Below are 20,102 nucleotides of genomic sequence, written 5' to 3'. Positions count from 1 at the left end.
AATTCCCACAACTATTGCGGAGCCGATGGCGGTGGCGCGTGAAGCAGCTAAGGGGCAGTGGCCGGATTCTGGTAGTGTCCAGCCTGGTCACGACCACCGATCTGCAGGAGACGCATGGAGATCCGGCCCGCCCGTGCAGGCGATTTCGACGCGATGTGGGGCATGTTCAAGCAAGCCATTGCGACGCAGGATGCGCTGCCCTTTGCTGGCTCTTTCGCTGTCGAGACGTTTCGCGCGCATTGGTTCCAGGCCCAGGCACCTCATGTAGCTGTGCTGGAGGGCCGGGTTGTGGGCATGTACAAGATGGGCCCGAATTTCCCTGACCTCGGGGCGCATGTGGCCAGCGCCACGTATGTGGTGGATGCGCCGGCACAAGGGCAAGGTGTGGGCCGGGCTCTGGTGGAACACAGCCTGGAGCGGGCGAGGGCGGAAGGGTTCCTGGCCATGCAGTTCAATTACGTGGTCAGTATCAATGGCCCGGCCGTGGCGTTGTATCGGAAGCTGGGGTTTGCGGTAGTGGGAACGCTGCCACAGGCGTTCCGGCACCGGGAATTGGGGCTGGTGGACGTCTTTGTGATGCACCGGTTCCTGTGATGCGATGCGTTGGTCGCACGTGGCCGGCGATATCCAGCCGAGGCTGGCTGCACAGTTCCTGAGGATGTCCCTCATCCTCAGCGCATCGACGCGGGCCCGCGCCTAGATGGCATGGAGCTCGCCGGCATGGAACGAGCCGAATAGCGTGACGCGTCACGGCCAGTGAGCGGCTACGCCTGGGGTGCCAGAACGCGCTCCTGAGGCCTCGGTCGTTGGTGCCGAATCGGCGAAAGCGCTCTTGCCAGGCTGGCGTGCAGCCACGGCAAGATCAGCGGCAAAACTACGCCCGCAAAGCCGTCTTTACCGGCCACTGTCAGATCCGCAAGATCCTTTGCCATTCCTGCAGAGGTTGAGGGAAGCCCAAGGGAAGCCCAAAGGGCGGTTGGCAGTGATCGAATCACTGACAATCAGGCCGGCGCCTGGAGTGGATCAGGGGCGTGACTGGTGGAGCCTGGATCGGGCAGCGGCGTAATGAACATAATATACATTATGCGAAATTGCGTATCACATTTGCCGCGCAGGATATCGGCAGACTGACTGGCCGTGGCGGCCGCTGATTGGGCGGCCTGGATGTCCTGACGCAGCTGCTTCTCAAGGGCCCTGTGTTGTTCGGATGCCTTGCTTTGCTGCACCTGGAGTTCCTTCACCTCTTGGCGGGCTCGATCCACATCGCTGAGCGCTCGATTCTCGACAGATCTGACGTACTCGGTCCAGTCCTCCTGCTCAGATCTCGCCGTCTCTAGGGCCCCGTGAAGCCGGACGTCGAGTTGCTGTCTCGCTGTTCGCGACCTGCGTCGGATTGGCGAGGCGGGCTATATCTGCCGGCTGGAGCACAGCAAGACGCAGCAAGCCGGCGCCACGGTCACGTCGACACCGGATAAGCCGGTGCTCGATCGGGCCGCCCTCGCCCTGCAGGATTGGCTGGACGCAGCCGGGATGGCCGAAGGGGCGATCTTCCGGCGGCTGTGGAAACAGCGGGTGGGTCCTGCTCTCTCCCTGGCCGCGGTCGGCGAGATCGTGCAGCGGCGGGCCCGCCTGGCCGGGTTGGAGGGGGATTTTGGCGGGCACAGCCTGCGGTCCGGGTTCGTTGCCGAGGCGAGCCGACAAGGTGTTGCCCTGCCGGCGATCATGCAGTCGACCGAGCACCGGTCAGTGTCAAGCGTGGTGGGGTACTTTCAGGCGGGAGGCGCAGCAACCAATCCTGCCGCGAGACTGCTGGAGGATTAAGCTGTGACTCATTTTATGGGTATTCGCTTAGGCCTCTACGCTTGCTCATTCTGAGGCGCAAGGATTTATCCAATGTGCCCCGGAGATCCTGCTTAAGATCTTGGCGGCATGGGCTAACCACATTTATTCAACAGGAGCGCCAAGCCTAAGCATATGGCTCCAGCTATGCCGATCCAAAGTGACGCTTTGACAAAGAAGTACTTCCTAGTGCACACGCGAGCAATATCAAAGTTATGACGTAGCCGAATGGCGACAACGTCACTCAGGCTAAGGCTAGAAATCTGTTGGGCGAACTGCCCAGGAGATCCGTGACGTGCAACTGTGCCAAAGAAGAAGGGGTCCGTCGATCGCGATGATTTTAACCGAGGCGCTATCCCTAAGAATGCGTATGCTGCGGATGCAATCAGGAGCGCGAGCGAAATCAGACCCAAGCCACGCACGACTCCTGTTGCGCCATCTAGCAGCAATGGTGACGAACTGGAATTGGTAATAATGTAAGCTGCCAGGGCGGCAGACGCGGCGAACGACCATGCACACTTCGTGTCTGCAAGCTGGATGTAGCTCGTAATGTACGCCTGTTGGGTATCGGCAAATTGGAGTTGAATTTGCAGTCCTGCTGCTTCGCTGTGGGCCCCAGGGGAGTTGGTAGAATCGCTTGGACGCGTCAAGATATCCACCTTCCGGTGTAGTACCAGTAGTAGTAAGGAAGTCCAGTAAGCGTATAGTGATACCCAGTCTCGTGATCGGAGCGCACGAGGTACTGCCTCCAGTCTTCCGGTAATGAGTTCGCCACGTTATTGCCTATCATTATTTCTCCAGCCTGTGCGACATTGAGCATTTTGCACGCAAGATTAGCTGTGGTTCCAATGGCGACAACCCCGTTGAATCGCTGCGCCGCTCCCATCTTTGCCACGGTCAGTGGGCCGCTATCAATGCAGATTCGGAAACGAAAGGGCTCAACTCCCAAGTTCCGCAGTTCGTTGCTCAATGGCGCGTCCGGACCACCGCTCATTGCATCGAACAACGTGATCGCTGCCGTCAGAGATCGAACTTCTTTTGAGGCGCCTTCATCCGCTTCTCTGACAAAATAAGCCATCAATCCGTCGCCAGTATTTTTCTCCACTACCCCGCCGAAGTCTTCCACAACCCTGATCGCTTCCGTAAAGAAAAGCGAAAGCCCTTGAAGAAGCTGCTCCTGCTGATCTCGAGTCTCCTGAGGCCTTCCAGTAAAGCCCGAAATGTCTAGAAAGAGTACGGCCGCATTGAGGAATCTGCCTTCGTGTATCGCGAGGTCGTCTGCATCTGGAATCACACGCCCTGGACGCAAATTGCTACGAGAGCTGATCTTCCCTGCGGTGGCAGCGACCCTATCTCGCTGAGTGGCGCGGTAGCTCTTTGACGTCAACTCTCTATATGTCGCCATTAGCTTATCTCATAAACAGAATAGCCGTTAAATGAAGACGGGAGATCCTCTGTCGGAATTAGGGTGGCTCGCTCAAGCCATTGCACGTGCAGCAGCCTATATAGCGAAGAGCCTATGCGGAGGCTATTCGCGCGAGCCGTTTGCTCGATCTTTACTGCAAGGTTGAGGGCGTCGCTATCAACGTGTTGCCACGTAAATCCAGTGACAGCATTCGTCTTCTGTTCAAATCTAGCCTCGCCGTAGTCTGCGCCGATGCGGATATCCAGGTGCGGAAGTCCACTGGCATGTAGCATGGGGCAGATGGAGTCTCGCGCCATCCTAATCATTGAAGTCCCAAGATCAACAATTAAGTCGCACTGTCGCGTGAAGGCGGGATGTGGTAGGTATGCGATGAAGCCATCACCCGTTGCCTTGAGGATCGTGGCCTCAAATTGACCGACAAGTATTTGCATTTCGCGCAAAAGTATCTCGGCCGCTCTATCAAATGACGTGGGTTCCCTCCTGCGCAATTCCGTCGACCTGCAGATATCCAGTGACAAAAATGGTGTACTGGTAATCGTTGTTCCACCTTCCATTTCTCTATGGCGCGCAGGCTCTACGCTCGGCCTCCTGAGGCTTTCGCCCGCTAGCTCATCCTCTACTGCTGAGGCGCGCTCCTGAGCGTAGTCAATGGTAGAGGCTATCCTCGGCCTCAGATCATAGAATGGCAGAGTCGAAATGCCGTCTTGAAAGAGCCGTATTGGGAACATGACCCGAGTGAACCTGTCAATGTAGCAAACTTCTCCATCGGCCTCTATTCGCTCGTATCTGCGAGGATCGGGTGTCACCTGGAACTCAACTTGGCCTTCGGAAGTTTTCACTTCCTCAATAATCAAGTCTAGACGACCCCGCCCCTCTGATCGAAGAGGAGGCGCGCCTTCTGAAGATTCGTTGGTATTGGACATCACCCCTCCCTCGCGCCAGCCTGCTCGCGCATAGCATATCGCTCTGTGCAAGACAGTGCGAGGCGAGCCAGTCATCGTGCACGGCGCCATACTGCAAGGATCTGGCCTTGCCCAATTTGGCGCACTGACGGCTTGACCGGGTGTCCGGCAGGGATCCTTCATCGGAGGCTGGGCGACAGAAACGAAACAAGTCGCGCCCTACCCCCGATAAATCTTCCTAATCCGTACCCCGCGACTGTCCGCTTCCGGCCAGAAGCGGGGATCGACCAGCGTCTGAAATACGCAGACCCGCAAAGCGAGTTCGGCCTGAATAAACTGTTAGCGCCCACTATCGCTTCTTGGCCGCCCGTTGAGTAAGGGCCGAGCCGGCCGCAGTCTTGGAACTTTTGCTGGTTGACGAGTCTCTCAGCGTTCTCGAAGCGGCTGAGGCTGCGCTTGCGGAAGTGACATTGCTTGATTTGAACTGTGACAGTGCAGATCCCGCAGCTGATTTAGATTTCTTGCTACTGGAACTGTCACTCAAGACTTTCGACGCAGCCGATGCCGCGCGCTTTGACGTCTTTTCAGTTGCCATTTGTTGCCTCCTGGGCCTGTTTGACCATTGCGACTGGCGATGGATCACGAAGAACAATCAATGCTAGCAGTACTAGGAGCAGTGAGAAGAGAAGCGTGCTTACGATCCCGGCGGCAACGTTAGCGCCAAACTGCGGCCAAAATTTGGTACTAGAGCGGATCTCCGAAACAATCACATCATTAAGAATGTCTTTCTTATAGTCCTCCTCTATCGTCGCAGCGATCTCCTCTGCATATACCTTCAATGCGTTCTCAGCGGTGCCACGAACTCGAAGAAGGACTGAGTCCGGTTGTTGCTGATACCAGTCTCGAATCTGTTGAGAGCTAGGTAGCGAGCCACTTCTTGATTCCATGTGGCGCATCCACTCTATTCGCTGTTCTTCAAGAACGGCGAAGGCCACAAGACCATACAACCAATTATCCTGAGACTGCTCGACCAGGAGTTTGTATGTGTCTTCGGGTCCCGATAACGTGCTCATGGACTCTCCTGTGTAGGCGCTAACATCAGAGTTAAGCCGATCCGCAGGACGGGTTCGGCTTGAATAAATTGTTAGACGGCATCTACGCCGAAGATATTCTTGTCCCAGAACTCGATCCGCTGATCTAACCTGAGGCCGTTATGCTCAATTGCATGACTTGGCTCAAACCCATAGATGGTTCCAGCGTAGTGATCGAGACCGATGATTTCTATGTCACGTACGAGCACGTTCTGATCTCCAGAGCGGAGGCTTAACCGATCACCCTCGGCGATGGCGTGTCGTACCAATGAGCCGCCAGTGTAGAAGATTGTTTCGTTCGGGACTCTCTCAGTAAGCATGTTTCCTCCTGTGCCGCCCAACGCCTGAACTAGTCCGCGCCGAGAAGCGGCGTCGGCTTCGATGAACTATTAGACAGCTGGCTCATACATGAAGTTGCCGTCAGCGCCAAGTTTCAACTCAAATGAGTTGTCGCTAAGAGCATCAGTGAGAAGTACTTTGGTGCCCGACTGGATCGCGCTACGCAGCATTTCTGGAATTTCCGCGTTAGCGATTGGGTTGCTCGTTCGCTCCGCCAGCAAATCCTGCAGCGCTTCAAACTCGATAGTGATCGTCGCTACTTTAGTGAAGTCCATTTTTTCTTTGAGTTGTAGAAGTGGGGATGCAGGGGTCCAACTACCTAGTAACCGGATTCTTGGGTCCGGCTATATAATTCATCCACAGCGCACCGTATGGCGAACGATGCCATTGGTATGGCCGATCTTAGGGCGACGGGGTCCGGTTAACAAGCCGATGCATCGCCGGGGCCACCGAGCTGAGCAGGACGCATTTCAGGAGCCGTGGAGAAGCACTGATGGCTGTCCGCTTTGGGTCCGTAGCTGCCATGCCCCACCCCCGATAAACATCCCTATCGCTACTCCCCGTACTGAAGTGCACTGCCACTCTCAGCTTGGCGCTTGCCGAGATCCAATCCTATTGGGGTGCCGGAACGGGAATCACACCCTTTCGCAGAATCTCCAACCTCCCAACATCGCCAACAGGCACAAGCACTGTAGCCTTCCGCGCCGCGTCCCACATTGCATAGCTGTCACCAAGACGACCAATCAGACTTAGGCCGCCCTGGACCTTTCCATCAACAGTCACAGCCGTCACGTGCTTGCCGCCGCCAGAGGAAATCTTCTCGGCACGCTGGGAGCCAAGCATGCTTGACGCTATCGAGACGTAGACCAGCATCACCAGGGCGTAGATCAGCCAAGGGGAATCTTTCACTGCGGCGGGCACCACCGGCGAAAGATGCACGATCAACGCACAGATGAGCGTCAGGAGTACCCCTATCAGAAGAGGCCACGTGTTCGACCACCAAAGCAGCAGCCCTAGGGCAGTGAAGATAAGCACTGGAAACAGCCATGCGAACAGCTTGCTTTTGGAGCTGCCGCTCGTGACCTTCATCTCCACCCAGCCGCCAAACAGCGAGGCCAGCAGCATGAGAAATAACACCATGCCGATCCCAGCAAGCCCTGCCAGCGCAAGCTCGCTTACGGCGACAAACTGAAAGGGATCCAGGCCGAAGTGGCCCCAATACGCCTTCAGATAGAAGGCCCCTTGAATCAATCCAAAGGTGACGAGCGCCGAACCCCATCCAGCAACATCGGCCATCGTCAGTGTCTTTTTCCTACGCTCCATGTATCCCCCTTCCATCGATGCAATCCCGCCACATAGTGGCATGCCGCGCTCCGCACTGCAGAACCCACCCCATTAACGTGACGCGTCACGCACGAACACCCCCACCCCCACTATAGTTCCACCCCTCACAAGGACGGGGCGGCGCACCTGCCCTATATCGGAATCGGACTCCACGTACTGGCGGCAATCTACTTCTCGGTGCACGCCATCCGCTCAGGGCACAGCCTCTACTGGCTCATCCTGCTGTTCTCGTTCCCGCTGCTTGGCAGCGTCGTCTACTTCCTGGCGATCTACTTTCCGGAAGTCCGCCATTCGCGCGGGGCCCGGCAGGTCGTCCGCCATGCCCGCAGCCACAATGCCGCAGGGTTGGAGCGGACCAAGGTCGCGTTGAAGGGCTACTGACGCTTGGCGGCCTTTGGCAACCCTGTCGCATCCGCCTCGTTCACGGCCTCGCCGGGCGGATGCCGACACTCGTCAGGCGTGCACCGCCGACATCGACAACAGCCTTGCGGCGCAAGGCTCCAGGCCCGTTGCGCCATATGCAACGATTCTGAAAATGTTGAATGTGGTGACGGCATCGGCCTTACTGCATTGGCATCGCGCACAACCGGGCGTATTCCTTGCTGTGCCACCTCGAACAGGTGGTCGGGCTTCGAAACCCCGGTTGTGCAATCGTAAAAAGCGCTTGCCAGTCGGCACCACCCTGCGTGGTGCCGACTGGCAATCCGTCAGCCGGCTATGGCGGGCGGTGCGTGGGGGCCTTGTGCCCGCCGGTCTGATTGCACACCGGGTTTCGAACCTCGCACCGTCCGCCACCTTTATTGGTGGCGGCTTCTGCCTGCACGCAAGGAGCCCAGCCATGACCCAGCCCCACTCCCCTGCCCCGCACCCCATCCACGACGCGCCCGCCAACGGCCCCGCGTTGGACCCGAACACCCTCATCGCCCTGCTGCACAGCATCGGCGCCGGCGCCGCCTCCGATGGTCAACCGTGGCCAGAGCGCCATCAGATGCCGGGCCGGCGCATCGCCTTGGCGGATACCGACTGCTCGCTGGCGGGTCTTCGGGTAGTGCTGGAGATCCTGCTGGCCGCGCAGCGCGCCCGCGAGAACGGCGAGCTGGAGCAATACGTCGGCCCGCGCGTGATGGAGGGACTGATCATGGCCGGAATCGGCCTTACCGCACACGCCAGTACCCGACTGCATCCGGAGGGCTGAGTGGCGTGGTGGCGCTGGGCGGCCAATGCGCTCTGTCTTGTGGTGGTGGTTGCGGCACAGGCGCTGTGGCCGGCGCCGCCGGTGCCCTCGCCTGTCGCGTTCCAACGCATCACCGACGATCAATTCTCACAACTGCGCCGCCACGCCGTGCAGTTCGTGGAGGTTCGGCCACGACAGGGCTTCCAGTTCGTCGAGCGGCATCAAAACGCCGGATTCCAGATTCACTGTGGAGGCGTTCCAGTGCTGTGGCTGGAGAGGCGCTCGCACCATCTCCTGTTGCAGGTCTCACTGGACGCGAAGCAGCGGGCGCCTGCTGTTGTGCGGTTGCGGGCGCTCCTCCAATGGCAGTTGGAGCCGTTGGATTACCTGGAGCAGGTACTGGCTGACGTGCCGGAGCCTGTTCTGTTGGATCGGGTGCTGCAGATTCTTGCTGGTGATATGCCTGATGGGGCGCGATGTGGCGTGCCGTAGTCGAGCATGGCTCGAATCTACACGGCTGCGGGCAGCGAGGGTTCGAGCTCCGGCCCTGCCGCTAGTCACCTGCGCGACAGGCATTGGCCCAGTGATCATGCGGGTCACCTCCCGTCATCGATCCAGCCCGCATCGCGCGCACGTGCAAGATCTTCTGGCGTATCGATATCCAGGCCCAGTGCCGGTGCCTTTAGGACATGCACCGTATCGGCAGGAAGTTGCCGCAGGCGCGCTCCAAAGCCGCGGTCACCGGTTGCACCCGCAGAGTTGAACCATGCACGCGGCACTACCGCAGGAACGCCAAGCACATTTCCGTGGCGGGTGCCCGCGCACGTTGACGCTGCGGCGCGGGCACCCGAAAGCAGCGCCTGCAGATGGGAGCGCTCGATTGCGGGCTGGTCGCATGCCACGACCATCACCGCGGTCACCGTGGGCAGCAGGTGTGCGCCGGCAACCTGCAGACTGCTCGCCAGGCCGCGTTCCCAGTGGTGGTTGGTTACCGGAGTGGCATCCAGCCCGGCAACGCTGGATGTCACGGCCTGTGCGTTCGCGCCCACCACGACCAGCACCTGCGCTGGCGCGAGCTCCAGTGCCAACCGCACCACGCGATGTACCAGGGTCTCGCCCTGCCGGGTCAGAAGCTGCTTGGGCTGGCCAAGTCGGGTGCTCCCGCCGGCAGCCAGCACGACGACCGCATGCGCGTCAGTCACCTGCCGGGCGCGCTTCGCCATTGCTGCAGCTGCGCGGCGATGCTGAGCGAAATCGCCTCTGGCCCTCGGCCGCCGATGTCCAGGCCGACCGGTGATCGAAGTCTCGGGGAAAGGCGGTGGCGCTGATCCGGTGTCAGCAGCTTGAACAGGTCCTCGCGCCTTCGCCGCGGACCCAGCAGTCCAATGAACGCGACGTTGGTATCAGCCAGGGCCACCAGCGCCTCCCGGTCCAGTTCGAAATCGTGATGCATCACCAGTGCCGCGTCGCACGGGTCGGCATGGAGGGCCTCGGCCGGGCTGGTCTGAAGATGCGCATCCGCGCACTGCCCGGCAGAGGCCCAGCGAGCTCGCCGTTCGGCCACGCTGACCCGCCACCCCAGGCCCCGCAGCAACGGAACCAGGGAGGGCGTTTCGGGACCGCCCCCCAACACCAGGGCCCGCGGAAGCCGGGGCAACGGCAAATGCCATGCGCCCTCGCCAAAGGATTGCGCCCCGTCCATCGGATGCAGCTGCCATGCCTGCTCGCGATGGCCGGCGCGGAAAACGACCTGCCCCGACGTGCGAAGGTCGCGCTGGAGTGACACGCCCTCGCGCAGCCAGACCTCGATGACGTCGTCGATGCCGACCATCGCACGCAACGGCAGGAGCGCAATCCGCAGTCGGCCGCGGCACCCGAGCGCGGACCCACTCAAAAGATCGTCGTCACTGCGGGTGTCGATCTCGATCCAGTCGACCCGGCCTGCAGCGCTCACCTGCTCCGCGCGTCGCGCGAGCTCGGGCTCCAGGCATCCGCCGCTCAGCCAGCCGACCTGGCTGCCGTTGCAGAACAGCACCATGTCGCCGGCACCGGCGTAGGTGGAGCCAGCGGTTTCCAGCACCAGCGCGAGCACGGCGTGCTGCCGTGCGCGCAGGTGCGTCACTGCCGCCTCGAGTACGCCGCGCGGGTTGCCTTCGGTGAGGAAGCCCGGCGCTGCCGACAGGTGCTCGGCAAGATCGCAGGGCTCCCCTTCGCCTGCGGCGGAGGCCTCCAGAGTGGGCGAGGCTGCGGGTCGGTCCATGCGCAAGGGTCAGCCCACGTCGGGCAAGCCGGGCAGCAGCTTGTCCAGGGTAATGGGATAGTTGCGCACGCGCACGCCGGTTGCGTTGTAGACCGCATTGGCGATCGCGGCGCCGACCCCGCAGATGCCCAGTTCGCCCACACCCTTGGCCTTCATCGGCGAGATCACCGGATCCAGCGTGTCGAGGAAGACCACCTCCTGATACGGGATGTCGGCGTGCACGGGAACCTCGTAGCCGGCCAGGTCGTGGTTGATGAACAAGCCAAGCCGTTTGTCGACCACCAGCTCCTCCATCAGGGTCGCGCCCGCACCCATCACCATCCCGCCGATGACCTGGCTGCGTGCAGACAGCGGATTGAGGATCCGGCCGCCATCGCATACGGCAAGCATGCGGCGAATGCGCGTCTCACCAGTGTAGGCATGCACGGCGACCTCGCAGAAATGCCCTGCATAGGTGCCGACGTCGTAGCCTTGCTTGAAGTCGCCGAAGGCAATGCCGTCCTCTGCCGACAGTGTCCCCGCCTCCGCCAGCTTGATGGTCCGCCCACCCGCCTGGATGCGGCCATTGGCGAAGTCTGCGGTGTCGCCGTCGAAGCCCAGTTTCTCGCCCACCTTGCGGCGCAGGCTGACGCACGCCGCGTACACGCCCGCGGTGGAGCTTGCCGCGCCCCACTGGCCGCCGGAACCGGCGGAGGCGGGATGACGGGAGTCGCCGAGGGTCACGTGGACCCGGTCCAGCGGCACGCCCATGGTCTCGGCTGCCGTCTGCGCGATGATCGTGTAGGAGCCGGTGCCGATGTCGGTCATGTCGGTCTCGACAATCACCCCGCCCTGGCCGTCAAGCCAGACCCGCGCCGCCGACTTCATCGTCGGTGCGCCACGATAGCCCGCGGACACGCCCATGCCGATCAGCCAGTGCCCTTCCCTGACCTGCGCCGGCCTGGCCTTGCGCTTGCTCCAGTTGAAGCGCTCCGCGCCTTCGCGCAGGCAGCGCACCAGGTTGCGGTCGGAGAACTTCTTGGACGGGTCGCCGGGCACGACCTCGGGCTCGTTGAGGATGCGGAACGCGATCGGATCGAGACCCAGCTTCTCGGCCATTTCGTCCATCGCCACTTCCAGCGCCATGTGGCCCGGTGCTTCGCCCGGTGCGCGCATCGCATTGCCTTCGGGCATGTCGAGCGTGGCGATGTAGTTGGCCACCAGGCGGTTGGCGCCTGCATAGAGCTTGGGCGTCTGCAGGGTGCCGTTTTCGCCGTCCTCGCCGTTGATGTTGCCCGACCAGTTCTCATGGGCGATGGCGGAGATCCGGCCATCCTTTCCGCAGCCGATCCGCACGCGCTGGAGGGTGGCGTGCCGGTGCGTGGTGTTGTTGGGCATCAACGGGCGTTGCAGCGCGATCTTCACCGGTCGCCCGACCTGCTTGGCCGCCAACGCGGCCAGCACCGCGTCGGCACGGATGAACAGCTTGCCGCCGAAGCCGCCGCCGATATAGGGCGAGTCCACGCGCACCTTGGCAGGATCGATGCCGAGGATCGCCGCCATGCCCTGCCTGGCCCAGTCGATCATCTGGTTCGCCGTCCACAGCGTGAGCGTGTCACCCTCCCAGGCGGCGATGGTGGCGTGCGGCTCCATCATCGAATGACTTTCGTCGGAGGTGTGATAGGTCTCGTCGAGCTTGACCGCGGCGCTCGCGTAGGCGGTGTCGAAATCGCCCAACGCCTGCCGGTCGGGCTTGCCGTCACGGCCCTTTGCCAGCGGTGCGGACGGTGCCAGGGCCGGGAAATCGAAGCGGCCCTTGCTGCGCTCGTAGCGGGTGCGGATCAGCGCCGCGGCGGCGCGGGCCTGCTCGAAGGTCTCTGCCACCACGCAGGCGATGGCCTGGTGGTAGTGGGCGACTTCGGTTCCGCCGAACAGCGGCGCATTGTTCCAGTTCGATTTGCCGACCGGTTTGGTTTCCGGTGCGGTGATGACCGCCAGTACGCCGGGCGCGGCACGTGCGCGGGAGGCATCCATCGAAATGATGCGCCCCTTGCCGATGCCCGCACCGACGATGTAGCCGTAGGCCTGGTTCGGCGCCACGTCATGGCGCTCGTAGGCATAGGGGGCGGTGCCGGTGGTCTTGCGTGGTCCGTCGATGCGCGGCGTCGACTTGCCGACGACCTTGGCCTTGTCGAACAGGTTGTCGCCGGCGGGGGCGTTGAATTCAAGGGGCATCAGCGCTCTCCTTCCACCAGCACGGCTGCGAGGGTACGCTCTGCGAGCGCGATCTTGAACGCGTTCTCCGGCGTCGGACGGGCGCCGGCAAACACCTGCCGGGTCGCGGCCTTTACGCCGTCGCGCAGCAGCGGTTCGGCTGCCTCGACGCGCCACGGCTTCGGCGCAACTCCACCGAAGGCGAACCGCGCCGAGCCGTCTCGCTGCACGACTGCGGCGACCGAAACCAGTGCGAACGCATAGGACGCGCGGTCACGTACCTTGTGGTACACGTGCCGACCGCCCAGGGGCTCCGGCAGCGTGACGTGGGTGATCAGCTCACCGCGCTGCAGCACGTTGTCCTGCTGCGGCCTGTCGCCGGGGGAACGGTGGAAATCGGCAATCGGGATGCTGCGCGTACTGCCGTCACCGCTGACGGTCTGGATCGAGGCGTCCAGCACCCGCAGGGCCACCGCCATGTCGCCCGGATAGGTCGCGATGCAGCTGTCCGAGGTGCCGATCACGCCCATCTGCCGGGAGAACCCCTCGAGTGCGCCGCAGCCTGATCCGGGCAGGCGCTTGTTGCAGGGCAGATGGGGATCGTAGAAATACGGGCAGCGCGTGCGCTGCAGCAGGTTGCCGCCGGTGGTGGCTTTGTTGCGCAGCTGCCCGGAGGCGCCTGCCACGATCGCGCGGGTCAGCACCGCGTAGTCGCGGCGCACGCGCTCATGCGAGGCCAGCGCGGTATTGGTGACCAGCGTGCCGATGCGCAGGCCGCCCTCGTCGGTGGGTTCGATCCTGTCCAGGCCGATGTCCTGCACATCGACCAGGTGCGCTGGCGTCTCGACCTCCAGCTTCATCAGGTCGAGCAGATTGGTCCCTCCGGCCAGGAACTTCGCGCCTTCGGTTCCGGCGACGGCCTTGGCGGCCTCGGCCGGGGATTTGGCGCGTTCGTAACTGAAGGCCCTCATGCGCGCCTCCCTCCAGAAGTTACGCCAGCGACCTCTTCCATCGCCTCGGCAATGTTGGAATAGGCCCCGCAGCGGCAGAGGTTGCCGCTCATGCGTTCGCGCATTTCCATGTTGGTGGCTCGGGGCCGTGCGCTGACGTCCGCCTGTACATGACTGGGGACACCCCGCTTGATCTCGTCCAGTACCGCCACCGCCGAGCAGATCTGCCCCGGCGTGCAGTACCCGCACTGGTAGCCGTCATGCTTGATGAAGGCGGCCTGCATCGGATGCAGGTCATCGGGGGTTCCGAGGCCTTCGATGGTGGTGATGGCATCGCCCTGGTGCTGCCCCGCCAGGCTGAGGCAGGCATTGATGCGCTCACCGTTGACCAGCACGGTACAGGCACCGCATTGACCGTGGTCGCAGCCCTTCTTGGTCCCGGTCAGCTTCAGATGTTCGCGCAGGGCATCGAGCAGCGTGGTCCTGGTGTCGAGTTCAAGCTCCCGCCGCTTGCCGTTGACGGTGAAGGCCACCGTGCTGATGACCGGCGGCCTGGGCGGCGGGGGCGTCGCCAGTTCGGCGGCGAGCGATGACGCCCCCGGTGCGGCGGACATTGCCACGGTCGTGACGCCGCCGGCGATCACCTGGCGACGCGTCAGCTTCATTCCTTCATCACAACTTGGCACAGTGACCTCCTGGCGTTCGGGCAAACCCCGTGGCTGGATGGACGCGCTCACACTACCCAAAGGCCACTATGCCCATCCGTGGGGTACAGATCTGTGAAGTCGGCGAAATGTACGAGCCTGCCAACTTGAGCCATGCGTATGCCTTACTGGATGGCTCACAATCCTGTTTGTCCCTCAACATGAAGAACATGATGGCCCGACGCTACAAGGGCGTTGACTGGGAGGGCTCGGGCTCGTGGATGGAGCCCTCCAACAAGGCAACGTAGGTATCGAGCCTGGTGCGAAGGCCGATCAGCATCCAGCCCAGCAGGTACAGCAGCACCATGGCGAAGATAAGCAGTGCGCCTAGCAATCCAACATCGAAAGCGCCCGCCCAGTCGCCCCATTTCCATCCGCGGAACTGCAGATAGAGGGCAATCAACAGCGGGAATGGTCCCAGCCGCTGCAGGCCGCCATACATCATGCCCATGCGTTCAATCATGTTCGTGCGCAAGGTGCTGACGAACTTGAGTCGCCGCTCGCGCTGGACGCGCGGGAAGTCGCGAAGCTCGCTCACCACTGCTTGCCAGTGGGCAAAGTCCTCATCCATCTCCTGGGCGTGCGAGAGCCGCGGCTGGCTGAACTGGCGAATGCCCCTGCGGGCGGCCAGGACGCCACCGACAATGAACCCTCCGATTTCGATTGCCAGGCAGGCAACCACCACCTGGAGCACTGCGCCAACAGGCAGCCATCGATCCGGAAGCTGACCAATGAGAATGCCGATGATCGCCGCACCCATGCCGATGCGGAACGCCCACGTCTCCACCCTGCCCGCCTTGGGGTAGATGCTGTGCTCAACCAGCCCCTGCACCCGCTGGTAGAGCCAGTGGAACGTGAGTTCCTGCGAACCGGTCTTCGCGGGCGGAACGAATCCGCCCCGTGCCTGCATGTCCATTGCGCCCCCTGCCCCGCCGGCGCGGATGCCAGCCCCCGGCCATCGTAGCCGAGGTTGGCAGGGGCGGCATACGGCCTTGCCGTGTAATCGTCAGGGCCAGGATCTTCCCATGGTCGAGCATGGCTCGACTCTACAGAGGCGAAGCCTGCGGGCCGACCCGCACATGCACCGCATGGCTGATGCCACGATGGAACATCTTGGCGTATGGGCAGACGCGTTCGGTGTTGCGAACGAGTTCGCAGGCCAGGTTCTCATCCATGCCGGGAAGATGTACCACGATCTCGGCCGACAGCAGGTACAGCCCATCTGCCGGATCACGGGCGAAGGTGACCGCCACTTCGATGCTGGGGTTGTGCAGCAGCAGGCCGGCGCGCGCGGCCACCAGCACCAGGGCACCGTGGAAGCAGCCGGCATAGCCCGCAGCCAGCAGCTGCTCGGGATTGGCGCCGCCGCCAGGCCCGCCGAGCTCCGGCGGCAGGCGCAGGTCCACCGCCAGTGCACCGTCGTCCGATCGCACGACGCCGGACGCCCGCCCATGCTGGGCCTGGCCTCCGCTCACCCGCACGCGGCCGGTGTACAGCGGCTTCACGTCGTCGCCCTGGTAGCGGTCCAGCATGGCGGGCGAAGGCGGCTTCAGCTCGGTCATTGCACGGCTCCATCAAGCGCTGCTACGGCAGGCGATCAATTCGCCGCTCAGGCAGGCTGCCGCTGCAACAGGCCCGACTGCTGCAGCCAGGCTTCGAAATCGACCTGCCCCAGCCACGCGTGTCCGACCGGCACCAGCGTGTCGATCTGCAGCGGCGCACCGAAATACAGCGCCTCGGTATCCGCAACGACCTGCCGGGGATCACCCGTCAGTTGCAGATACCGCCTGGCCAGATCCGCCATCGCGCTGCGCTGCGGCCCGGCGATTTCCAGCACGCCATTGGCCGGCGGCCGCTGGGCGATGCGTGCCACCGCTTCGGCAACATCCTCGGCGGCAATCGGCTGCACGTCGGCGGCCGGCAGCCGCACGGCCCTACCGTCGCCGGCGGACTGGATGATGCCCGGCAGGAACTCGAAGAACTGCGTGGAATGGATGATGGTGTACGGCAGGCCCGAGTCGCGGATCAGCCGCTCCTGGGCGATCTTGCCGCGGAAGTAGCCACTGGCGGCAAGCTTGTCGGTGCCAACAACAGAAAGCGCGACATGGTGGCGCACGCCGGCACGGGTGGCGGCCGCAAGTATGTTGTGGCCGGTGGTCACGAAGAACGAAAGCACTGCTGCGTCTTCGAACGAGGGCGAGTTGGCCAGGTCCACCACCACGTCGACGCCGTCCATGGCGGCATCCAGGCCCTCACCGGTCAGCACATCAACCCCGGTGGAGGGTGCTGCCACCACGACCGCATGCCCGGCTACGCGCAGGCGCTCCACCACCTTGCTGCCGATGCGGCCGGTACCACCGATGACGAGGAACTTCATTGCGTGTCTCCTGGAATGTGAAGGGGCTACCGGGGTGTGGCCGGGCGCAGGCATCGTAGGTGGCGCGGGCGCGAGGCAGTAGGTCCGTGACGGGTCGCGCACTGTTGCCCGGCACGCACCAGTGCGCTCAGGCCCAGGCAGGCTGTGCGCTTGGCTTCAGAGGGGGGGCCTGCTGGCGTGCTTCCCATTGCGAGATCACATCCAGTTCGAGCGCGCGCACCCGCTGCGTGCTGAAGTCGATGAAGGCCCGCACGCGCTTGGGCAGCTGGCGGCGGCTGAGGTAGCACAGGTAGTGGCCGCGATCGAGCGGCGCATGCCGATCCAGGCAGGTCACCACCCTGCCCGCCCACAGCGCTTCACGCACCTGATAGCTGGGCAGCTGGGCGATGCCCAGCCCGTCGATGACGGCCTGCAGGGCCAGGTCGGCATCGTTGAACACCAGTGCGGCCGGCGGCTGCAGGTGCACTTCGGCACCGTCGACACGGAATTCCCAGGGCTGCATGCGTCCGCCCGGCAGGCGCCGCCCGATGCAGGCATGCATGGACAGCGCATCCACCGACACCGGTAGACCGTGCGCCTGCACGTACGCCGGTGATGCACATACGACCAGCTGCATCGGCACCAGCTGCTTGGCGATCACCTGGCTGTCTTCCAGCAGGCCGTCGCGAAACGCCACGTCGATGCGGTCACCGGCCAGGTCGGGGGCCTGCTCGTCCAGCAGCAGCTCCACGGATACCTGCGGGTACTCGGCACGGAAGGCTGCCAGCAGAGGGGCAATCACCCGCCGGCCGAAGCCGTGGCTGGCACTGATGCGCAGGTGCCCGCGCGGCGGGCCCTCGCGCAGGTCGCGCATTTCCTCCAGCGCCTGCAGGATGCAGGTCACGCCCGGGTTGCAGCCCTCCAGGAACAGTTCGCCTTCGCGGGTCAGCGTGGTCGAGCGCGTAGTGCGCAGGAACAATCGCACGCCCAGCTGGCTTTCCAGCTTCTGCACGCTGCGGCTGACGGCCGAGCGGCCGATGCCGAGCCGGTCGGCCGCGCGCGCGAAGCTGCCCTCGGACGCCACTGCAATGAAGGCCAGCACGCCGGCGTAGCTGGTGGAGAAGGACGCATTGAGCGCATCGTGGCCGTCACTGGCCGGGCGGGGCGTTGCGGCGTTCATGGGTGGCCTGGCTCCAGGCGGGCACGTTGTGCGTGCAGGTGGCTCCGCGCCAGCGCCAGGCGTTGCCTGCACGCGGCAAGATCGAGCGCCAGCAGGGGCACGATGTCCTCGAATCCGGCGCCCAGCACGTCGTGCAGCAACAGCACCGCACGTGCATCGGGCGGCAGTTCGCGCAATGCGGCCAGGAAGGCCTGCCAGACCTGTTCGCTGGCAGGGCGCGATGCGGTGCGCAGGTGCGATGAGGTGTCCATGCCCGGCAGACGGCCGAGCATCGGCCGCTGTGACAGGACATTGGTGCTTTTCATGCAACAGCGTGCGGCCCGGCCCCCGCCTACCGGCATTGCGAATGCGGGCCTAGCCTCGCTGTGCCCTTCACACGCTACAGGAACACACCATGACCGCACGCCTGGATTACGCCGCGCAATCCCCCGAACTGTTCAAGAAGCTCGGCCTGTACTCGCATGCCGCCCACACCGCCTCGATCGAAGCGGCCATCATCGATCTGGTCAACATCCGTGCATCGCAGCTCAACGGCTGTGGCTTCTGCCTGGACATGCACGTGAAGGAGGCCACCCTGCGTGGTGAGCGCCCGCTGCGCCTGCATCACCTGGCAGCATGGCGTGAATCGACGCTGTTCAGCCCGCGCGAGCGCGCCTGCCTGGCCTGGACCGAAGTACTGACCCAGCTGCCGGCGCAGGGTGTGCCCGACGAGCTGTACGCGCGCGTGCGCGGCCAGCTGTCCGATCAGGAGATTGTCGACCTCACCCACGCGGTGATGGCGATCAACGCCTGGAACCGCGCCAACGTTGCCTTCCGTACCACGCCCGGCACGCTGGACGCGGCCTTTGGCCTGGACAAGGCCGGCCTGGCCTGATCCTTCCGCCGCTGCCCCATGCTGCGGCCCTGCTCTACCGCTTTGGAGACCTGCCATGCGTCGTTCTGTTCTGGCCCTGTTTGCGCTGCTGCCACTGTGCGGCGCTGCCGCCACCCCGCCCTCTGCTGCGCCCCAGCCCCTGGTGCGCGAGGTGATGACCCGCGCCCTGCCGGAGCAGCCCGGCAAGGAAGCGCTGATCCTTACCGTGGAGTATCCGCCGGGTGGCGCCGATCCTGTCCACCGCCACGATGCCCATGGCTTCGTCTATGTCCTGGAAGGGCGGATCGTGATGGGTGTTGCTGGCGGCAAGGAAGTCACCCTTGGCCCGGGCGAGGCCTTCCATGAAGGCCCGGCCGATCTGCACACCGTAGGCCGCAACGCCAGCGCCACCGAGCCGGCGAAGTTCGTGGTGTTCCTGATCAAGGACATCGGCAAGCCGGCGGTGCTGCCGCCGCACTGATCGCACGTCCGGCGCTGGCACCAGCGACAGGTTCCGGGGTGTCACAATCCGGGGACCTGTCCCGTCTACGCTGGCATGGACGAATCCACTGCGCTGTTCTCACGCCTCCGCCCACGCCTGTTCGGCGTGGCCTACCGCATGCTTGGGTCTTCGCACGAAGCCGAAGACGTGGTGCAGGATGTCTGGCTGCGCTGGCATGGCGCCGACCAGTCGCAGATCGAGAATCCGGAAGCCTGGCTGGTGGCGACCACCACCCGTCGCGCCATTGATGGCCTGCGCCTGGCCCGGCATGCGCGCGAACACTATGTGGGCATGTGGTTGCCCGAGCCGCTGCTGACCGATGACACCGCCACGCCCGAGTACGTGCTGGAAACCGCCAGCGATCTGTCGGTCGCCTTCCTCAGTGTGCTGGAACGGTTGGCCCCGGATGCGCGTGCGGCTTTCCTGCTGCACGACGTGTTCGATCAGGATTACGCCGTGGTCGCGCGCACCCTGGACAAGACGGAAGCCGCCTGCCGGCAGATCGTGCATCGTGCGCGCCAGCAGCTCCGGCAGGAACGCCCGCGCTACAACGTCCCGCAGGACGTGCACCAGAAACTGCTGCGCCGCTTCGCCGAGGCCGCGTCCAGCGGCGATTTCCGCACGATGAAGGCGTTGATGGCCGAATCGGCCGAGCTGGTGGGTGACGGCGGCGGTATCGTCACCAGCTTCCCCGGGCCGATGGTCGGGGGTGCACGCATTGCCCAGCTGCTGTATGCCCCGCACCTGCGGCGCAGCGCGCAGTTGCGGATGGTGCCGGCCATGCTCAACGGACGGTTGGGACTGCTGCGCTATTTCGATGGCGAGCTGGAGGCGGCGATGGCCTTCGAGACCGATGGCGAACGGATCACGCAGATCCTGGTGCAGCGCAATCCGCACAAGCTGCAACGTTTGGCCCACCCCACCGCCATCCAGTAGATCCACGCCAGGCGTGGATGGCGTCCGTTGTTGGCCTCGCCGTTGCGGGTTTC

The 20,102-nt window shown here is 63.5% G+C and carries 24 protein-coding genes and 2 pseudogenes; 8 read left to right on the top strand and 18 right to left on the bottom strand.

Translation table 11 applies throughout. The features are described 5' to 3' along the window. Nucleotides 1-114 precede the first annotated feature (114 nt). Nucleotides 115-594 (top strand): GNAT family N-acetyltransferase, encoded by a 480-nt coding sequence (locus AC10QF_RS05675; protein ID WP_164283936.1) that lies wholly within the window; start codon nucleotides 115-117, stop codon nucleotides 592-594. A gap of 407 nt (nucleotides 595-1,001) precedes the next feature. On the opposite strand, the gene AC10QF_RS05670 is transcribed toward AC10QF_RS05675, so the two are convergent. Continuing rightward, nucleotides 1,002-1,241, bottom strand: coding sequence for a hypothetical protein (locus tag AC10QF_RS05670; RefSeq protein WP_494541917.1), 240 nt, complete (start codon nucleotides 1,239-1,241; stop codon nucleotides 1,002-1,004). 133 nt (nucleotides 1,242-1,374) lie between these two features. Here AC10QF_RS05670 and AC10QF_RS05665 point away from each other — a divergent pair. Beyond that, nucleotides 1,375-1,821 (top strand): annotated as a pseudogene (locus AC10QF_RS05665) (tyrosine-type recombinase/integrase); the annotation flags it as partial. A 113-nt stretch (nucleotides 1,822-1,934) separates the two neighbouring features. On the opposite strand, the gene AC10QF_RS05660 reads toward AC10QF_RS05665, so the two are convergent. The 7 genes from AC10QF_RS05660 to AC10QF_RS05630 all read right to left on the bottom strand — a co-directional run bounded on the left by AC10QF_RS05660 (nucleotide 1,935) and on the right by AC10QF_RS05630 (nucleotide 6,920). Further along, nucleotides 1,935-2,498: a Pycsar system effector family protein gene (locus AC10QF_RS05660; RefSeq protein WP_494541916.1), complete on the bottom strand. Its 564-nt coding sequence runs from the start codon at nucleotides 2,496-2,498 to the stop codon at nucleotides 1,935-1,937. Continuing rightward, nucleotides 2,486-3,244: an adenylate/guanylate cyclase domain-containing protein gene (locus tag AC10QF_RS05655; RefSeq protein ID WP_494541915.1), complete on the bottom strand. Its 759-nt coding sequence runs from the start codon at nucleotides 3,242-3,244 to the stop codon at nucleotides 2,486-2,488. The genes AC10QF_RS05660 and AC10QF_RS05655 overlap by 13 nt, the downstream gene beginning before the upstream one ends. Then, nucleotides 3,244-4,188, bottom strand: a complete 945-nt coding sequence (locus AC10QF_RS05650) for a hypothetical protein (protein WP_494541914.1) — start codon at nucleotides 4,186-4,188, stop codon at nucleotides 3,244-3,246. Before AC10QF_RS05650 ends, AC10QF_RS05655 begins: the two co-directional genes overlap by 1 nt. A 563-nt stretch (nucleotides 4,189-4,751) precedes the next feature. Next, a complete protein-coding gene (locus AC10QF_RS05645; RefSeq protein WP_494541913.1) occupies nucleotides 4,752-5,240 on the bottom strand; it encodes a hypothetical protein in 489 nt (162 codons plus the stop codon). Nucleotides 5,241-5,311: 71 nt separating this feature from the next. Next, nucleotides 5,312-5,578: a hypothetical protein gene (locus AC10QF_RS05640; protein ID WP_494541912.1), complete on the bottom strand. Its 267-nt coding sequence runs from the start codon at nucleotides 5,576-5,578 to the stop codon at nucleotides 5,312-5,314. Between the two features lie 69 nt (nucleotides 5,579-5,647). Next, complete coding sequence (locus AC10QF_RS05635; protein WP_494541911.1) at nucleotides 5,648-5,872, bottom strand: hypothetical protein; 225 nt, start codon at nucleotides 5,870-5,872, stop codon at nucleotides 5,648-5,650. Between the two features lie 337 nt (nucleotides 5,873-6,209). Then, on the bottom strand, nucleotides 6,210-6,920 hold the full coding sequence (locus AC10QF_RS05630) for a hypothetical protein (protein WP_494541910.1): 711 nt from the start codon (nucleotides 6,918-6,920) through the stop codon (nucleotides 6,210-6,212). A gap of 147 nt (nucleotides 6,921-7,067) precedes the next feature. Here AC10QF_RS05630 and AC10QF_RS05625 point away from each other — a divergent pair. The 3 genes and pseudogenes from AC10QF_RS05625 to AC10QF_RS05615 form a co-directional block, all read left to right on the top strand. Next, nucleotides 7,068-7,268, top strand: a pseudogene (locus AC10QF_RS05625) (hypothetical protein); the annotation flags it as partial. Nucleotides 7,269-7,779: 511 nt separating this feature from the next. Continuing rightward, nucleotides 7,780-8,136: a hypothetical protein gene (locus AC10QF_RS05620; RefSeq protein ID WP_053496619.1), complete on the top strand. Its 357-nt coding sequence runs from the start codon at nucleotides 7,780-7,782 to the stop codon at nucleotides 8,134-8,136. Next, nucleotides 8,137-8,607, top strand: a complete 471-nt coding sequence (locus AC10QF_RS05615; RefSeq protein WP_494541909.1) for a hypothetical protein — start codon at nucleotides 8,137-8,139, stop codon at nucleotides 8,605-8,607. 104 nt (nucleotides 8,608-8,711) lie between these two features. On the opposite strand, the gene AC10QF_RS05610 is transcribed toward AC10QF_RS05615, so the two are convergent. The 10 genes from AC10QF_RS05610 to AC10QF_RS05565 form a co-directional block, all read right to left on the bottom strand. Next, on the bottom strand, nucleotides 8,712-9,338 hold the full coding sequence (locus AC10QF_RS05610; RefSeq protein ID WP_494541908.1) for a nucleotidyltransferase family protein: 627 nt from the start codon (nucleotides 9,336-9,338) through the stop codon (nucleotides 8,712-8,714). Next, nucleotides 9,314-10,375 (bottom strand): XdhC family protein, encoded by a 1,062-nt coding sequence (locus AC10QF_RS05605; protein WP_494541907.1) that lies wholly within the window; start codon nucleotides 10,373-10,375, stop codon nucleotides 9,314-9,316. The genes AC10QF_RS05610 and AC10QF_RS05605 overlap by 25 nt, the downstream gene beginning before the upstream one ends. Before the next feature lie 9 nt (nucleotides 10,376-10,384). Then, entirely contained in the window at nucleotides 10,385-12,589 is a 2,205-nt protein-coding gene (gene paoC / locus AC10QF_RS05600; protein ID WP_494541906.1) for an aldehyde oxidoreductase molybdenum-binding subunit PaoC, read from the bottom strand. After that, on the bottom strand, nucleotides 12,589-13,539 hold the full coding sequence (locus AC10QF_RS05595; protein WP_494541905.1) for an FAD binding domain-containing protein: 951 nt from the start codon (nucleotides 13,537-13,539) through the stop codon (nucleotides 12,589-12,591). Before AC10QF_RS05595 ends, paoC begins: the two co-directional genes overlap by 1 nt. Beyond that, on the bottom strand, nucleotides 13,536-14,183 hold the full coding sequence (paoA, locus tag AC10QF_RS05590; RefSeq protein WP_494541944.1) for an aldehyde dehydrogenase iron-sulfur subunit PaoA: 648 nt from the start codon (nucleotides 14,181-14,183) through the stop codon (nucleotides 13,536-13,538). Before paoA ends, AC10QF_RS05595 begins: the two co-directional genes overlap by 4 nt. A 223-nt stretch (nucleotides 14,184-14,406) precedes the next feature. Further along, nucleotides 14,407-15,138: a hypothetical protein gene (locus tag AC10QF_RS05585; RefSeq protein WP_494541904.1), complete on the bottom strand. Its 732-nt coding sequence runs from the start codon at nucleotides 15,136-15,138 to the stop codon at nucleotides 14,407-14,409. 130 nt (nucleotides 15,139-15,268) lie between these two features. Next, nucleotides 15,269-15,784 (bottom strand): Ohr family peroxiredoxin, encoded by a 516-nt coding sequence (locus AC10QF_RS05580; RefSeq protein WP_252745475.1) that lies wholly within the window; start codon nucleotides 15,782-15,784, stop codon nucleotides 15,269-15,271. A 47-nt stretch (nucleotides 15,785-15,831) separates the two neighbouring features. Then, a complete protein-coding gene (locus AC10QF_RS05575) occupies nucleotides 15,832-16,599 on the bottom strand; it encodes an SDR family oxidoreductase (RefSeq protein ID WP_494541903.1) in 768 nt (255 codons plus the stop codon). A gap of 127 nt (nucleotides 16,600-16,726) precedes the next feature. After that, nucleotides 16,727-17,758 (bottom strand): LysR family transcriptional regulator, encoded by a 1,032-nt coding sequence (locus AC10QF_RS05570; RefSeq protein ID WP_494541902.1) that lies wholly within the window; start codon nucleotides 17,756-17,758, stop codon nucleotides 16,727-16,729. After that, complete coding sequence (locus tag AC10QF_RS05565) at nucleotides 17,755-18,063, bottom strand: sigma factor-like helix-turn-helix DNA-binding protein (protein WP_494541901.1); 309 nt, start codon at nucleotides 18,061-18,063, stop codon at nucleotides 17,755-17,757. Before AC10QF_RS05565 ends, AC10QF_RS05570 begins: the two co-directional genes overlap by 4 nt. Nucleotides 18,064-18,152: 89 nt before the next feature. Here AC10QF_RS05565 and AC10QF_RS05560 point away from each other — a divergent pair, with 89 nt between their 5' ends. The 3 genes from AC10QF_RS05560 to AC10QF_RS05550 all read left to right on the top strand — a co-directional run bounded on the left by AC10QF_RS05560 (nucleotide 18,153) and on the right by AC10QF_RS05550 (nucleotide 20,049). Continuing rightward, nucleotides 18,153-18,632, top strand: a complete 480-nt coding sequence (locus AC10QF_RS05560; RefSeq protein ID WP_069138530.1) for a carboxymuconolactone decarboxylase family protein — start codon at nucleotides 18,153-18,155, stop codon at nucleotides 18,630-18,632. A gap of 55 nt (nucleotides 18,633-18,687) precedes the next feature. Next, nucleotides 18,688-19,092 (top strand): cupin domain-containing protein, encoded by a 405-nt coding sequence (locus AC10QF_RS05555; protein ID WP_069138529.1) that lies wholly within the window; start codon nucleotides 18,688-18,690, stop codon nucleotides 19,090-19,092. Between the two features lie 75 nt (nucleotides 19,093-19,167). Then, nucleotides 19,168-20,049 (top strand): RNA polymerase sigma-70 factor, encoded by an 882-nt coding sequence (locus AC10QF_RS05550; protein ID WP_111176329.1) that lies wholly within the window; start codon nucleotides 19,168-19,170, stop codon nucleotides 20,047-20,049. Nucleotides 20,050-20,102 lie beyond the last annotated feature (53 nt).

This window comes from Stenotrophomonas maltophilia complex sp. Om-AH-Sm3 (genome assembly GCF_059337855.1).
The sequence above is the reverse complement of the archived record's forward strand: the minus strand, read 5'-3'. Positions and strand labels throughout refer to the sequence as shown.